This window comes from Variovorax sp. 20P10.2.4 (genome assembly GCF_058244205.1).
In genome coordinates, this window is the sequence record NZ_JBZAYE010000004.1 from 1 (window position 1) to 15,215 (window position 15,215).

14 protein-coding genes are annotated in these 15,215 nt (G+C 68.4%); 8 read left to right on the top strand and 6 right to left on the bottom strand.

Annotated elements, in window-relative coordinates:
* Positions 1–117 precede the first annotated feature (117 nt).
* Positions 118–3,780, bottom strand: coding sequence for an indolepyruvate ferredoxin oxidoreductase family protein (locus tag AC27VN_RS00875; RefSeq protein WP_490875279.1), 3,663 nt, complete (start codon positions 3,778–3,780; stop codon positions 118–120).
* Between the two features lie 91 nt (positions 3,781–3,871).
* Between AC27VN_RS00875 and AC27VN_RS00880 the strand changes: the two genes are divergently transcribed.
* The gene (locus tag AC27VN_RS00880) at positions 3,872–4,390 is read left to right on the top strand and encodes an Lrp/AsnC family transcriptional regulator (protein ID WP_057597712.1); all 519 of its coding nucleotides are present in this window, start codon (positions 3,872–3,874) and stop codon (positions 4,388–4,390) included.
* 102 nt (positions 4,391–4,492) lie between these two features.
* On the opposite strand, the gene groL is transcribed toward AC27VN_RS00880, so the two are convergent.
* The gene (groL, locus tag AC27VN_RS00885) at positions 4,493–6,145 is read right to left on the bottom strand and encodes a chaperonin GroEL (protein ID WP_057597713.1); all 1,653 of its coding nucleotides are present in this window, start codon (positions 6,143–6,145) and stop codon (positions 4,493–4,495) included.
* A 29-nt stretch (positions 6,146–6,174) separates the two neighbouring features.
* A complete protein-coding gene (locus AC27VN_RS00890; RefSeq protein ID WP_057597714.1) occupies positions 6,175–6,465 on the bottom strand; it encodes a co-chaperone GroES in 291 nt (96 codons plus the stop codon).
* Positions 6,466–6,670: 205 nt separating this feature from the next.
* Here AC27VN_RS00890 and AC27VN_RS00895 point away from each other — a divergent pair, with 205 nt between their 5' ends.
* From AC27VN_RS00895 to arsH, 4 genes are read left to right on the top strand one after another with little or no spacing between them, the layout of a single operon-like run.
* Positions 6,671–6,997: an ArsR/SmtB family transcription factor gene (locus tag AC27VN_RS00895; RefSeq protein WP_093352126.1), complete on the top strand. Its 327-nt coding sequence runs from the start codon at positions 6,671–6,673 to the stop codon at positions 6,995–6,997.
* A gap of 29 nt (positions 6,998–7,026) precedes the next feature.
* Positions 7,027–8,313, top strand: coding sequence for an arsenic transporter (locus AC27VN_RS00900; RefSeq protein WP_490875280.1), 1,287 nt, complete (start codon positions 7,027–7,029; stop codon positions 8,311–8,313).
* A gap of 33 nt (positions 8,314–8,346) precedes the next feature.
* On the top strand, positions 8,347–8,778 hold the full coding sequence (arsC, locus tag AC27VN_RS00905) for an arsenate reductase (glutaredoxin) (RefSeq protein WP_261209707.1): 432 nt from the start codon (positions 8,347–8,349) through the stop codon (positions 8,776–8,778).
* Positions 8,747–9,481 carry an arsenical resistance protein ArsH gene (gene arsH, locus AC27VN_RS00910; protein WP_490875281.1) on the top strand — a complete coding sequence of 245 codons (735 nt, stop codon included), beginning with the start codon at positions 8,747–8,749 and terminating at the stop codon, positions 9,479–9,481. Before arsC ends, arsH begins: the two co-directional genes overlap by 32 nt.
* On the opposite strand, the gene AC27VN_RS00915 is transcribed toward arsH, so the two are convergent.
* Positions 9,478–10,440, bottom strand: a complete 963-nt coding sequence (locus AC27VN_RS00915) for a LysR family transcriptional regulator (protein WP_490875282.1) — start codon at positions 10,438–10,440, stop codon at positions 9,478–9,480. The genes arsH and AC27VN_RS00915 overlap by 4 nt on opposite strands.
* A 105-nt stretch (positions 10,441–10,545) precedes the next feature.
* On the opposite strand from AC27VN_RS00915, the gene AC27VN_RS00920 reads away from it, so the two are divergent.
* From AC27VN_RS00920 to AC27VN_RS00930, 3 genes are read left to right on the top strand one after another with little or no spacing between them, the layout of a single operon-like run.
* The gene (locus AC27VN_RS00920) at positions 10,546–11,517 is read left to right on the top strand and encodes a Bug family tripartite tricarboxylate transporter substrate binding protein (protein ID WP_490875283.1); all 972 of its coding nucleotides are present in this window, start codon (positions 10,546–10,548) and stop codon (positions 11,515–11,517) included.
* A gap of 11 nt (positions 11,518–11,528) precedes the next feature.
* Positions 11,529–11,915 (top strand): 5-carboxymethyl-2-hydroxymuconate Delta-isomerase, encoded by a 387-nt coding sequence (locus AC27VN_RS00925; protein WP_296783153.1) that lies wholly within the window; start codon positions 11,529–11,531, stop codon positions 11,913–11,915.
* Positions 11,912–12,922, top strand: a complete 1,011-nt coding sequence (locus AC27VN_RS00930; protein WP_490875284.1) for a polysaccharide deacetylase family protein — start codon at positions 11,912–11,914, stop codon at positions 12,920–12,922. The genes AC27VN_RS00925 and AC27VN_RS00930 overlap by 4 nt, the downstream gene beginning before the upstream one ends.
* 14 nt (positions 12,923–12,936) lie before the next feature.
* Here AC27VN_RS00930 and AC27VN_RS00935 read toward each other — a convergent pair whose 3' ends face one another.
* Together AC27VN_RS00935 and AC27VN_RS00940 are read right to left on the bottom strand one after the other, a co-directional pair.
* Complete coding sequence (locus AC27VN_RS00935) at positions 12,937–14,106, bottom strand: calcium:cation antiporter (RefSeq protein WP_490875285.1); 1,170 nt, start codon at positions 14,104–14,106, stop codon at positions 12,937–12,939.
* A gap of 148 nt (positions 14,107–14,254) precedes the next feature.
* Positions 14,255–14,890 (bottom strand): TetR/AcrR family transcriptional regulator, encoded by a 636-nt coding sequence (locus AC27VN_RS00940; protein ID WP_398498004.1) that lies wholly within the window; start codon positions 14,888–14,890, stop codon positions 14,255–14,257.
* Positions 14,891–15,215: the final 325 nt, after the last annotated feature.

Consider the following 15,215-nt stretch of genomic DNA (forward strand, 5'->3'; position numbering starts at 1 on the left):
AAGGCCGAGGCCGCGGCGGGGCACCGCGCGCGGCATGCGCGCTTTCGCAAGCTCTATCCGCTGCTGCGCGCGTCGTTCGAGGCCTGACCCTCCCCATCGGGGAGAGGGTCCGGCGCCTCAGTGCGCCGCGACGATCGCGATGCCCTTGATCTGCCCCGCGGCCTTGGTCGAGGCCGGCGCCGGATAGCGCTGCGGCCGCAGCCGGTGCAGCAGTTCGGCTTCGCGCGCACGCGCCAGTGCGAGGTTGCCGATCTTCACGTGGCCGTAGCCGCGAATCGTCATCGGCAGCGCGGCGATGTCGGCCAGCAGCTTCTGGTCGGCGGCCGCCATGTCCTGCGCCAGTTCGTCGAGCCGGGCCTCGAAGTGGGCGATCAGCTCGCGTTCCAGCCGCCGCTCCTGCGTACGGCCGAAGGGATCGAAGGGCGTGTGGCGCAGCGCCTTGCCGTGCGCGAGCACGCGCATCGCCGGCAGCATCCAGGCGCCGAAGCGGATCTTGCGCGGGGCCTGGCCATTCTTCGGCGGTGCGAGGAAGGGCGGCGCCATGTGGAACTCGAGCTTGATCTTCTCGCCCTCGAACTGCTCCATCAGGCTGCGCTGGAAGCTGCCGTCGGTGTACAGGCGCGCCACCTCGTACTCGTCCTTGTAGCTCATGAGCTTGAGCAGGCTGCGTGCCGCGTTGCGCGTGAAGGGCAGCGAGGCATCGCCGCCGAGCGCCGATTCGCGCTGCTGCAGCGCGCGGATGCGGGTCTCGAAGCGCCGCGCCCAGGCGGCGTTCTGGTAGCCCGAGAGATGCGCCACGCCGCGCGCGACGATGGCCTCGAGATCGTTGCCGTCGGCCGCGTTCGCGAGGTCCATCGCCGACGCGGGCTGCAGCGTGTCGCCCAGGCGCTTGAGCCCTTCGGGATCGGCCGCGGCCATGCGGCCCAGAGCGAAGGCCAGGCGATTGGCGGCGACCGCCACGCCGTTGAGTTCGATGGCGCGCATCAGCGCCTCGAAGCCCAGCGGCACCAGGCCGAGCTGCCATGCGTAGCCCACGGCGAGGATGTTGGCGGCCAGCGTGTCGCCGATGAACTCCTCGGCCAGCGCCTGCGCGTCGAAGGTCTTCACCTGTTCCTCGCCGGCCGCGAACTGCAGCTTCTCGAGCAGCAGGTCGATGTGCAGCTCGGCGTCGGGATTGCGCAGCGACTCGGCGACCGGGATCTCGTGCAGGTTCGCGAGGATGCGCGTGCGGCCGTGGCGCACCGCCTGCAGCGCTTCGGGCGAGGCGCCGACGACGAGGTCGCAGGCCAGCACGGCATCGGCCTGCTGGGTGTCGATGCGGGCCTGGTTCAGGCGCTCGGGATGGCTCGCCATGCGCACGAAGCTCAGCACCGAGCCGCCCTTCTGCGCGAAGCCCATGAAGTCGAGCACGCTCGCGGCCTTGCCCTCGAGGTGCGCGGCCATCGCGACCAGCGCGCCCACGGTCACCACGCCGGTGCCGCCGACGCCGGTGACCAGCAGGTCGTAGGGCGCGTTGTCCCAGTCGTGGCCCGGGGGCTGCGGCAGCGCGGCGGCGCGCGCCAGCACGGCGTCCTTCTCGCGCTGCAGCGCGCCGGCCTTGCGGCGCAGCGAGGCACCGGTGACGCCGACGAAACTCGGGCAGAAGCCCTGGGCACACGAATAGTCCTTGTTGCAGTGGGTCTGGTCGATCTGGCGCTTGCGGCCCAGCGGCGTCTCGTGCGGCACCACGGCCACGCAGTTGCTCTGCACCGTGCAGTCGCCGCAGCCTTCGCACACCGCCTGGTTGATGAACAGGCGCTTGGGCGGATCGGCGAGCTCGCCCTTCTTGCGCCGGCGGCGCTTCTCGGCGGCGCAGGTCTGCTCGTAGATCAGCACGGTGACGCCCGCCACCTCGCGCAGCTCGCGCTGCACCGTGTCGAGCAGGCTGCGGTCGTGGAAGCCGGTGCCGGCCGGGAAGCGGTCCTTCTGGCCGTCGTACTTGCGGATGTCGTCGCTGACCACCACCACGCGCGCCACGCCTTCCGACTCCACCTGGCGCGCGATCGCGTCGACGGAGATCACGCCGTCCACCGGCTGGCCGCCGGTCATCGCGACCGCGTCGTTGAACAGGATCTTGTAGGTCATGGTGGCCTTGGCCGCCACCGCCTGACGGATCGCCAGGTAGCCCGAGTGGTAGTAGGTGCCGTCGCCGAGGTTCTGGAACACGTGCGGCACGCGCGTGAACTTGGAATGCGAGATCCAGTCCACGCCTTCGCCGCCCATCTGCACCAGGCCCGCGGTGCCGCGCTCCATCCAGCTGGCCATGAAGTGGCAGCCGATGCCGGCCCGCGCGGTCGAGCCCTCGGGCACCTTGGTGCTGGTGTTGTGCGGACAGCCGGCGCAGAAGTAGGGCAGGCGCTTGACCGCATCGCTGGCGTTGGCCAGCAGGTCGGGCGGCGTGAAGTCGCGCACGCGCTCGGTCGGGCGGCCGATGCCGTCGGCGCCGCCGACGTGGCGCTCGAGCCATTCGGCCACGCGCTCGATCAGCCGCGAGGGCCGCAGCTCGCCGAGCGCCGAGATGAAGGGGCGGCCGTCGCGGTCGTGCTTGCCGACCAGCGCCGGGCGTGCGTCGGCCGGCGCGTTGTAGAACATGTCGCGCAGCTGGCTCTCGACGAAGGCGCCTTTCTCCTCGATCACCAGCACCTCGGCCAGGCCCGCGGTGAAGGCGCGCATGCGCGTCTGCTCGAGCGGGAAGCTCAGGCCCACCTTGTAGATGCGCACGCCGGCCGCGGCCAGGCGCTCGGTGGAGATCTCGAGGCGGCGCAGCACCTCCATCAGGTCGTAGTGGGCCTTGCCGCAGGTCACGATGCCGACCCGGGCCTCGGGGCTCTCGACCGCCACGCGGTCGATGCTGTTGACGCGCGCGAACGCGGCCACCGCCTCGTGCTTGTCGGCCAGCCGCGATTCGATGCGCAGCGAGGGCAGGTCGGGCCAGCGGTAGTGCAGGCCGTCGGTCGGCGCGCGGTGGCCGGTGGCTTCGCGCACGCCGTCGGCATCGAGCCAGGCGGCGCTGCGCGCGAGGATCAGGTCGAGGTCGACCGTGCTCGAGCTCTCGACCACCTCCGACAGCGCCGGCATGCCGACCCAGGTGCCCGAGTAGCGCGAGAGCGCGTAGCCGTAGAGCCCGAACTCCACCAGCTCGGCCACGTTGGCCGGCTGCACCACCGGCATGCCCCAGGCCGCGAAGGCCTGGTCGGACTGGTGCGGCATCGACGAGGACACGCAGCCGTGGTCGTCGCCCGCCACCACCAGCACGCCGCCGTTGGGCGAGGCGCCGTAGGCATTGCCGTGCTTGATCGCGTCGCCCGCGCGGTCCACGCCCGGGCCCTTGCCGTACCACATGCCGAACACGGCCTCGACCTCGCGCTCGGGGTCGGACTCCACGCGCTGGGTGCCGAGCACCTGGGTGGCGGCCAGTTCCTCGTTGATGGCGGGCACGAAGCGCACGCCCTCCTGCTCGAAGCGGCTGCCGGCCTTCCAGATCGCCTGGTCGACCATGCCGAGCGGCGAGCCGCGGTAGCCGCTGACGAAGCCGCGGCTGTCGAGGCCGCGCGCGGCATCGCGCTGGCGCTGCATGCACAAGAGGCGCACCAGCGCCTGCGTACCGGTGAGGAAGACCACGCCCGAGCTCGCCCAGAGGTTGTAGTCGAGCTGGTAGCCCGGACGGGCGAGGGTGGTCGTGGCGGCGGTTTCGGCGGCGCGGGTGGGGGCTGCGGCCGAAGAGTGGTCATTCGAATTCATTGCGAGATTGTTGTTCTCGCTCAGGAGGAATATTCTCTTGAATCACTACAGGGTGACCCTGGAATCAGGAATATCCATCTCGAAAATCGCCATGAACGACGAATTTATCCCTCTCGACCATCATTCGCTGCGCATCCTCGACGAACTGCAGCGCGACGCGCGCCAGACCGTGCAGCAGATCGCCGACGCGGTGGGGCTGTCGCCCACGCCGTGCTGGCGCCGCATCAAGGACATGGAGGCCAGCGGCGTGATCCGCGGCTACACGGTGATCGTCGACCGCGAGAAGGTGGGGCTCAACCTCGCGGCCGTGACGGAGGTGAACCTCGACCGCCACAGCGAGGCCAAGGTGCGCGACTTCGAGCGTGCCGTGGCCGCGAGCCCGCAGGTGGTGCGCTGTGCCTCGGCCACCGGGCCGGCCGACTACATCCTCACGGTGCTGGTGCCCGACATCAAGCACTACGAGCAGTTCCTGCACACCACGCTGTTCGAGCAGGCCGGCGTGACGCACGTGCGCTCGGCGATCGTGCTGCGCGAGGTCAAGGCCGACGCGCCGCTGCCGATCGACATGGCGTCGACCGCAGCGGGGCCGCGGCGCAGGGCGCGCGGCTGAAGCGGCGCGCCCAAAGAAAAAGGCCGGGGCGAACCCCGGCCTTCCGTCGTGTCTGAACGACCCGCCCGTCGAACGCCGAAGCGCTCGCCGGGCGAGAGGCAATTACATGCCCATGCCGCCCATGCCACCCATGCCGCCCATGTCGGGCATGCCGCCGCCGGCAGGAGCGTCGTCCTTCGGAGCGTCAGCCACCATGGCTTCGGTCGTCAGCAGCAGCGAGGCCACCGAAGCGGCGTTCTGCAGCGCGGTGCGGGTCACCTTGGTCGGGTCCAGGATGCCCAGCTCGAGCATGTCGCCGTACGAGTCGTTGGCGGCATTGAAGCCGTAGTTGCCCTTGCCGGCCAGCACCGCGTTCACCACCACCGAGGCTTCGCCGCCGGCGTTGTTCACGATTTCGCGCAGGGGGGCTTCGATGGCCTTCAGGACCAGCTTGATGCCGGCGTCCTGGTCGGCGTTGTCGCCCTTCACGCGGTCGCCCACGGCTTGCTTGGCGCGCAGCAGGGCCACGCCACCACCGGCAACCACGCCTTCTTCCACTGCAGCGCGGGTGGCGTGCAGGGCGTCTTCGACGCGAGCCTTCTTTTCCTTCATTTCGACTTCGGTGGCAGCGCCGACCTTGATCACTGCAACGCCGCCGGCCAGCTTGGCCACGCGCTCTTGCAGCTTTTCACGGTCGTAGTCGCTGGTCGCTTCCTCGATCTGCACGCGCACTTGCTTCACGCGGGCTTCGATGTCGGCAGCAGCGCCCGAACCGTCGATGATGATGGTGTTTTCCTTGCCCACTTCGATGCGCTTGGCTTGACCCAGGTCGGCCAGCGTCACCTTCTCGAGGGTCAGGCCGACTTCTTCGGCGATGACCTTGCCGCCCGTCAGGATGGCGATGTCTTCGAGCATGGCCTTGCGGCGGTCGCCGAAGCCAGGCGCCTTGACGGCCACGACCTTCAGGATGCCGCGGATGGTGTTCACGACCAGCGTCGCCAGGGCTTCGCCCTCGACTTCTTCGGCAATGATCAGCAGCGGACGACCGGCCTTGGCGACTTGTTCCAGCGTGGGGAGCAGGTCACGGATGTTGCTGATCTTCTTGTCGAACAGCAGCACGAAGGGGTTGTCGAGCAGCGCCGATTGCTTCTCGGGGTTGTTGATGAAGTAGGGCGACAGGTAGCCGCGGTCGAATTGCATGCCTTCGACGACGTCCAGTTCGCTGTCCAGCGACTTGCCGTCTTCGACGGTGATCACGCCTTCCTTGCCGACCTTGTCCATCGCGTCGGCGATGAGCTTGCCGATGGTTTCGTCGCTGTTGGCCGAGATCGAGCCGACTTGAGCGATTTCCTTCGACGTGGTGGTGGGCTTCGAAGCCTTCTTCAGCTCTTCGACCAGGGCCGTCACGGCCTTGTCGATGCCGCGCTTCAGGTCCATCGGGTTGATGCCGGCGGCCACGTACTTGAAGCCTTCGCGAACGATGGCTTGTGCCAGCACGGTCGCGGTGGTGGTGCCGTCACCGGCGTTGTCCGAAGTCTTGGAAGCCACTTCCTTCACGAGCTGGGCGCCCATGTTCTGCAGCTTGTCCTTGAGTTCGATTTCCTTGGCGACCGACACACCGTCCTTGGTCACGGTGGGGGCGCCGAACGAGCGCTCGAGCACCACGTTGCGGCCCTTGGGGCCCAGGGTCACTTTGACCGCGTTGGCCAGGATGTTCACACCCTCGACCATGCGTGCGCGGGCTTCTCCGCCGAAGACGACGTCTTTTGCTGCCATGTTTGTTTACTCCGAATGGGATGGGTGGATTACTTCTCGACGACCGCGAACAGGTCGTCTTCCTTCATGACGAGCAGCTCGTCGCCATCGACCTTGACGGTCTGGCCGCTGTACTTGCCGAACAGGACGCGGTCGCCGACCTTCACGGTCAGGGCCGACAGGTCGCCCTTGTCATTGCGCTTGCCCGGGCCCACGGCCAGGACTTCACCCTGATCGGGCTTCTCGGCGGCGGCGTCGGGGATGACGATGCCCGAGGCAGTCTTGGTTTCGCTGTCGATACGCTTGACGATCACGCGATCGGCCAAAGGACGAAGTTTCATTGCATCTCCTGGATAAGAAACTGGGTGGTGGTTTTTTGGGCGCCCATCCTGCAGGACCGGTTGCCCGTCGACTGGAGGCGAGGCTTGTTAGCACTCAACCACAGCGAGTGCTAATCATAAGGGCAATCGCCGGGGTTTCAAGCGCCGGAGCGGGTTGCGCGGGAAGTCGGTTGCCACGATTCAATATTTCAACGATAATTGAAGTATGGAAGAAGAAGCCGTCATCCGCGCCCTCATGGCCCTCGCACAGAGCGTGCGCCTGCGTGTGTTTCGCGCCCTGGTCGTGGCCGGCCCGCAGGGCATGACGCCCGGCGCGCTGACCGAAACGCTGGGCGTTCCGGCCACGGGCCTGTCGTTTCATCTCAAGGAGCTGGGCCGTGCGGGCCTGGTGTCGCAGGAGCGGCAGGGGCGCCACCTGATCTACCGCGCCTCGTTCGACCAGATGAACGGGCTGCTGGCCTATCTGAGCGAGAACTGCTGCCAGGGGCAGCCCTGCGAAGTCGATGCGCAAGGCGCGTCCTGCGACTGCTGACGGTCGGCGCCGCATCGTTTCCTCGCCCCATGCTCACCGCCGTTCTCATCTTTCTCGCGACCCTGGTGCTCGTCATCTGGCAGCCGCGCGGCCTCGGCATCGGATGGAGCGCCGCGCTGGGCGCGCTGGTGGCGCTGGCCCTCGGCGTGGTGCATCTGCCCGACGTCGTGCGGGTCTGGCAGATCGTCTGGAATGCCACCGGGACCTTCATCGCCGTGATCGTCATCAGCCTGCTGCTCGACGAGGCCGGCTTCTTCGAATGGGCCGCGCTGCACGTCGCGCGCTGGGGCGGCGGCAGCGGCGGCCGGCTGTTCGCCTTCATCGTGCTGCTCGGCGCGGCCGTCTCGGCGCTGTTTGCCAACGACGGCGCCGCGCTGATCCTCACGCCGATCGTGATGGCCATGCTGGTGGCGCTGGGCTTCACGCCGGCCACCACGCTGGCCTTCGTGATGGCGGCCGGCTTCATCGCCGACACCGCGAGCCTGCCGCTGATCGTCTCGAACCTCGTCAACATCGTCTCGGCCGACTTCTTCGGGATCGGCTTCAACGCCTACGCGGCGGTGATGGTGCCGGTCAATCTCGCCGCGGTGGTCGCCAGCCTGCTGGCCTTGCTGCTCTACTTTCGCCGCGACATCCCCGCGCGCTACGACGCCAGCCGCTTGAAGCGCCCGGCCGATGCCATCCGCGACCCGGCCACCTTTCGCGCGGGTTGGGTCGTGCTGGTGCTGCTGCTCGTCGGTTTCTTCGGCCTCGAGCCGCTGGGCGTGCCGGTCAGCGCCGTGGCGGCCGTTGGCGCGCTGCTGCTGCTGGCCGTGGCGGCCCGCGGCGAGGTCATCGCCACGCGCAAGGTGCTGCGCGGCGCGCCCTGGCAGATCGTCGTGTTCTCGCTGGGCATGTACCTGGTGGTCTACGGCCTGCGCAATGCCGGCCTGACCGAGCAGATATCGACGCTGCTCGACGTCTTCGCGCAAGGCGGCATCTGGGGCGCGGCCCTGGGCACGGGCTTCCTGGCGGCCGCGCTGTCTTCCGTGATGAACAACATGCCGACGGTGCTGATCGGCGCGCTCTCCATCGATGCCTCGGGCGCCACCGGCGTGGTGAAGGAGGCGATGGTCTACGCCAACGTCATCGGCTGCGACCTGGGCCCGAAGATCACGCCGATCGGCAGCCTCGCCACCTTGCTGTGGCTGCACGTGCTCGCGAAGAAGGGCACCACCATCGGCTGGGGCTACTACTTCAAGGTGGGCGTCGTCATGACGGTGCCCGTGCTCGCCCTGACCCTCGCCGCGCTCGCACTGCGCCTGAGCTTCGGCTGATCTGCTTTCTCACCAGCGACATCCCTCCCTTCCATGAGCGACATCACGATCTATCACAACCCCGACTGCGGCACCTCGCGCAACGTGCTCGCGCTGATCCGCAACAGCGGCGAGGAGCCGACCGTCATCGAGTACCTCAAGCATCCGCCGAGCCGCGCAACGCTCGAGCAACTGGTCGCCGACATGGGCATCGGCGTGCGCGACCTGCTGCGCCAGAAGGGCACGCCCCACGACGAGCTCGGGCTGGCCGATGCGAAGTGGACCGATGCGGAACTGATCGGCTTCATGCTCGCGCATCCGATCCTCATCAACCGCCCGATCGTTGTCACGCCGTTGGGCACGCGCCTGTGCCGGCCATCGGAGGCCGTGCTCGACCTGCTGCCGCACGCCCAGCGCGGCGCGTTCTCGAAGGAAGACGGCGAGCCCGTCATCGATGCGAAAGGCCAGCGTGTCGCCAAGCCCTGAGCTGCCGAACCTGGATGCGGAGGCCTTCCGGCTGCCGGACCCACAGCAGCTGTGGCCCGCCGAGCGCTCGACGCACGCGCCGCGCATCCTGCTGCTCTATGGCTCGGTCCGCGAGCGTTCGTACAGCCGCCTGCTGACCGAAGAGGCCGAGCGGCTGCTGCGCGCGCTGGGCGCGCAGACCCGCGTCTTCGATCCGCGCGGCCTGCCGCTGCCCGACAGCGAGCCCGAGGACCATCCGAAGGTGCAGGAGCTGCGCGCGCTCGCGCAGTGGTCCGAAGGCATGGTCTGGTGCTCGCCGGAGCGCCATGGCGCGATGACCGGCATCATGAAGGCGCAGCTCGACTGGATTCCGTTGTCGGTCGGCTCCGTGCGGCCGACGCAGGGCAAGACGCTGGCCGTGATGGAGGTCTCGGGCGGCTCGCAGTCCTTCAATGCGGTGAACCAGCTGCGCGTGCTCGGACGCTGGATGCGCATGATCACCATCCCGAACCAGTCCTCGGTCGCCAAGGCCTACCTCGAGTTCGACGAAGCCGGGCGCATGAAGCCCTCGCCGTACTACGAACGCGTGGTCGACGTCATGGAGGAGCTGGTCAAGTTCACGCTGCTGACGCGCGACTGCGCCGGCCATCTGGTCGATCGCTACAGCGAGCGGCGCGAGAGTGCCGAGGCCCTGTCGCGGCGCGTGAACCTGCGAAGCATCTAGCGCCGTGCCTTGCCGGGCGCGGTCCAGCCCGACGGCAGGGCCGGCGCGCCCGCGACCAGCGCATCCCAGAGATGGCGCGACGCGTTCGTGTGATGGCGCGTGCGTGAACGCACGAGGCAGGCCTTGCGCTGCAGTTCGACGCAGTCGATCGGTACCGCGTCGTGCACCGCCAGGCTCGATGCGGCCGCGGCATTGAGGATCGCGACCATGCCGCTCTCGCGCGCGGCCGCCACCAGGTCTTCGAGTGCATCCGATTCGAGCTGGACCTGCGGCTTGAGGCCCTGCGAGGCAAAGGCCGCGTCGAGCTCGCGGCGCATCATGTATTCGCTCGGCAGCAGCGCGAGCCTGCAGGGCGCGAGCTGCGCCAGCGTGAGCCGCCGCGCGCGCCGCGGCGGGGCGCCGACGGCAACGGCCCGCTCGACGAAGCACTGCGCGATCTCGAGGTCGGCATGGGGATGCGGATCGAAGCTCACCGCGAACTCGAAGTCGCCGCGCAGCACGCCTTCCTCGAGCGCGTGCGCGGTGCGCCGCCGCAGCGCCACGGACAGCGCGGGCCAGCGCGCCTGCGCCACGCGCATCACCGGCACCACCCAGCAGGCGCCGTAGGACTGCACGAGTCCCACGCGCACCAGGCCCGAGATGGTGTCGGCCCGCTCGGGCACCTCGCGCAAGGCCGACTGCAGTTCGAGCAGGCTGCCCGCGATGCGGCGTTCGAGTTCGTGCCCCGACAGCGTGGGGACCGCGCGGCCCCCGGTGCGGTCGAAGAGCGGCACGCCCAGCACCTGCTCGAGCAGCGCGATCTGTTCCGACAACGCGGGCTGCGAGATCGAGCATTCGCGCGCCGCCCCGTTGAAGCTGGGCGCGCGCATCGCGGCGCTGAAGTAGCGCAGTTGCCGCAGCGAAACGAGCTCGAGGGGATCGCGTGCGCGCTGGGCGCGGCTGCTGGGGCGTGCGGTCATGGCGATCGGATTATCCGATGGGGTGTGCCGAAAAATGCGATTTGCCGCGGCCGGCGCATGCTCTGAAACTGCTTCCCAAGACGAGACATCAGGAAGCACCGATTCATGCAGCGACGAAATTTTCTCCAGGCCGGCGCGGCCCTTGCCATCCCCGGCCTTGCCGGCGCATCGCACGCACAGGCCTTTCCTTCCAAGCCGATCCGCATCGTCTGCCCATACCCGGCCGGCGCCACCACCGACGCGATCTCGCGCCTGATGGCGCATGCGTTGCAGACGGAGAGCGGCGCCACGGTGCTCGTGGACAACCGCGGCGGCGCGGGCGGCAACATCGGCACCGAAGCCGTGGCGCGCGGCGAGGCCGACGGCCACACGCTGCTGCTCGCGGCGCTCGGCCCGATGGCGGCGAATGCCGCGCTCTATCCCAAGCTCAACTACGACCCGGCCAAGGACTTCGCGCCGCTGGCCTGGGCCGCGTCGGTGCCGCTGGTGATGGTGGCGCATCCCTCGTTCCCCGCGCCGAACCTGCGCGCGGCGCTCGAGGTGCTGCGCAAGGCACCGGGCCGCTACTCCTACGCCTCGGCGGGCAACGGCACGCCGCAGCACCTGGCGGCCGAACTCTTCAAGCGCGAGGCGCAGGTGTCGATCCTGCACGTGCCGTACCGTGGCTCGGCGCCGGCGCTCAACGATCTGATGGGCGGCTCCGTGCAACTGCTGTTCGAGGCCACGCCGGCGGTGCTGCAGCACATCGTGTCGGGCCGGCTCAAGGCACTCGCCGTGACCAGCCCCGCGCGCATCCGCGCGCTGCCCGAGGTCCCGACGCTCAAGGAGAGCGGCGTCGATGCGCAGATCGGCGGCTGGTACGGCTTCGTCGCGCCCGCGGCCACGCCGAGCGAACGCCAGGCCTGGCTGGTCGAGCACATGGGCCGCGCGCTGGCGCAGAAGAACACGCGCGACAAGCTCGCGGAACTGGGATCGATAGCCGTCGACAGCTCGCCGCAGGCCTTCGCGCGGATGATGGCCGACGAGCGCATCCGCTGGCAGCAACTGATCCGCGAGGCCGGCATCAAGCTGGACTGAGGTCGCGCGCCATGCCCCACATCGTTGTCGAGGCGTCGCCTCCTCTGCTCGCGGCCATCGATTGGCCGCAGACCCTGCGGACGCTGCACCGCGCGCTCGCGGACAGCGGATCGGCCGCGCTTGGCGATCTGAAATCGCGCGTGCAACCCATCGTGGCCGAGCTCTGCGGCGACGAGCCCGGCGCGCAGCAACTGATCGCCACGCTGGTGCTCACGAATCCGCGCGCGAGCGAAGTGAGCCAGCGGATGGCCGACACCGCGTTCACGGTGCTGTCCCGCGCGGTCGAGGCACTGTCGCCCGACCAATGGGTGCAGTGCTGCGTGTTCCTGCGCGAACACCCCAAGGCGAACTACTGGAAGCAGCAGTGGAACCCGCCCTCGAACCCCCACCATCCATGAAAGGGATCCTCCAGATGAACGCCAACCCCTCCATCGGCAGCCTCGAGCGCCGCAACATCCTGCGCGGCGGCGCGGGCACGGTGGCGGCCGCCGCGCTGTCCGGCCTCGCGGCCGGCGAAGCGTGGGCCCAGGCGCGACCGAAGACCGCAGCCACGGCCGGTACCGGCCGCTACTGGCCGAACGGTGCGCGGCTCGTGATCTCGGTGTCGATGCAGTTCGAGTCGGGCGCGCAGAGCGAGCACGACAACGGCTCGCCGTTTCCGCCCATGGATGCGAAGTACCCGGACCTGCCGGCGCGCACCTGGTTCGAATACGGCGTGCGCGAAGGCATCCCGCGGCTGCTCGACCTGTGGGACCGGCATGGCGTGAAGGTGACCTCGCACATGACCGGCCAGGCGGTCGAGCGCAACCCGCAGCTCGCGCGCGAGATCGTGCAGCGCGGCCACGAAGCCGCCGCGCATGGCCAGACCTGGACCCCGCACTGGGACATCTCGCCCGAGCAGGAGCGCGCCTCCTACCAGGCCAACATCGATGCGCTGGTCAAGGCCACCGGCACCCGGCCCGCGGGCTACAACGCGTTCTGGCTGCGCGGCACGCCACGCACGCTCGGCATCCTGCAGGAACTGGGCTTCACGTACCACATCGACGACCTCTCGGCCGACGAGCCGATGACGACGCAGGTCAACGGCAAGCCCTTCGCGGTCGTGCCCTACACGCTGCGCATGAACGACATCGCCCGCTTCGGCGCGGAGGGGCCGCTCACGGCCGCGGCCTTCGGCCAGGAGCTCAAGGACGAGTTCGACCAGCTCTATGCCGAGGCGGCCGGACGCCGGCGGATGATGTCGATCTCCACCCACGACCGCATCGGCGGCACGCCCGCGCGCGTGAAGGCGCTGGGCGAGTTCCTGGCCTATGCGAACAAGCACCCGGGCGTGGCCTTCGAGCGCAAGGACCGGATCGCGCAGTGGGCACTGTCGATGTCGGGCGTGCCGAGCCGCACCTATTGAGCGGGAGAACCGGCTCAGGGACTGAAGAGGAGCAGCCCGAAGATCGCGAACAGCGCCAGGTTCATCCAGCCCTGGACCGCCGAGGTCTTCTGGCCGTTGAAGCTCAGCATGCCCAGCGCCACGGTGGCGATGTAGAGCACCGTCTCCGCGTTCGAGATGCCCATGATCACCTGCTTGCCGGTCACGAGGCCGATCACGAGCACGGCCGGCACCGTCAGCCCCACGGTGGAGACGAAGGCGCCGAGGCACAGGTTGATGGCGCGCTGCATCTCGTTGTTCATCGCGGCCTTCACGGCCGTGATGGACTCGGGCGTGAACACGATGATGGCGATCAGGACACCGCCCAGGGCGGTGGGCGCGCCGGCCGCCGCGATGCCGTAGTCGGTGACCACCGCGAGATGGTGGGCGAGCAGCACGATCGGCAGGATCAGCGCGATCAGCAGGGCCGAGCGCAGCACGAGGAACTTCGTGTCCGTCCGCGCGGGCTGGGGCAGCAGGCCGACGGCCTGGCGGGCCGGATCGGCATCGAGGCCCGGTGCGGGCTCCATGTACAGCTTGCGGTGGCTCCGCATCTGCAGGCCGAGGAAGACCGCGTAGACCACGGCCGTGACCGCCGTGATGCCGATGGCCTGGAAGGTCGTGAACTCGCCCGCGCCGCTCAGGTACTTCGGCAGCACCAGTGCGATGCTGGCCAGCAGTACCACCATCGACAGGTACGAGGCGGTGCCCTGCGCGTTGTAGCCCTGATGGCCGTTGCGGCCGTAGCCTGCGATCAGGCACAGGCCCATCACGAGGTTCATGATGATCATCATGACGGCGAAGATCGAGTCGCGGCCGATGGTGGGGAAGTCGCCCGGCCCCAGCAGCACGGAGGCGATCAGCACCACCTCGATCAGCACGATCGACAGCGTGAGGATCAGGGTGCCGTAGGGCTCGCCCAGCGCATGCGCGAGATGGTCGGCTTCCTTCACCACGCCGAAGGACGCGGCCAGGATCGTGACGAACAGCGCCGCGAACGCGATGCCCGCCGTGACCGGTGTCATCGAGGGGCCGAGCCAGCCGGCGCCGAAGACGGCGAACGCGCCGACGACGGCCCAGGCGGCGATCAGCAGCAGCCAGGTCGACGGTGGAACGGAAGGTTGGAGGGCAGCGCCCGGAGGCGGCAGTTTGCGAGGAGTGACCATGGTTGAACTTCAGCAGAAGCGCAGGGTCGTCCCCGAACGGTGATCGCGTCTTGGAGTCGTCCCCAAAGGCGAGCGCGGCAGGCGCGCTGGAGGCACTCTATCACAGGCAACACCGGGTGAAAGGTGCACCGTCCGCGGCCCAACGCCATCAAGTTGCATTGCCGAGCGCAGGGTGCACCAGGGTGGCCATGAGGCCGTCCAGGCTCTTCTCGACGCGTTCCATGTCGAGCTTCGGCTCGCGCACCGCGCGAATCAACAGGCCCTCGACGAAGCATTCGAGCGTGAGGACGCGGATCCCGATCTCCTGCTCGCCCAAGGCCGCGCCGGACTTGCCGAGGAGATCGCTCAGCCAGGCCGCCAGCGATGTCCTGGCTTCTCCGTCCACCTTGGTGATCTGCTGCGCGATCGCTTCGTTGCGCGTGCTCTCGGCGCTCATCTCGAGGATCAGCGTGGCGCTCGGCACGTCGGGATCGCCCGCCAGCCAGCGGCGCAGGTATTCGCAGATGCGCGTGGTCACGACCTTCGGCGGCAGGCCCACCAGGTTCACCCCGTTGCCGGTGCTGATCTGCTGGTGCATGAGCGCGAGAACGATCTCTTCCTTGCTCGCGAAGTAGCGATAGATCAGCCCCGGGCTCATCTGTGCCGCTTCGCTGATGCGGGCGATGGTGCCCGCATGCAGCCCGTCCTCGATGAAGCACTCCCTGGCGGCCTTCAGGATCCTCTGTCGCTGCGACTCCGCCCGCAGTTCGCTCTTGGGGGACGAGCGCTTGGTCGTGCTATTCACTCGGGAATTCCTTGAGGGTGGTGTTGCATGAGGGGGTGGCGTCGACGTTCATGAAAGTCTTGAAAGTATAAACATTCATTCATGTTGTGAGGGGTGCCGGCCGCTGACAAGGGGGATTGGCGCCATTCCCAGCACCGGACCAGGCCATCTTTCACGAAGAGGGACGTTGCCGACAATTTGATGACGCAGAAGCAAGGTATCGAGAACTAGTTCCGGTTTTCGCGTGAATGTTGTTGCTTTCCCCTAGGAATCAGGCGGACTGGGCCCTCCAGAAAGAGCCAGTAGGTTAACCTAAGAAAAAATGAATATTCACTCTCTTCAATGC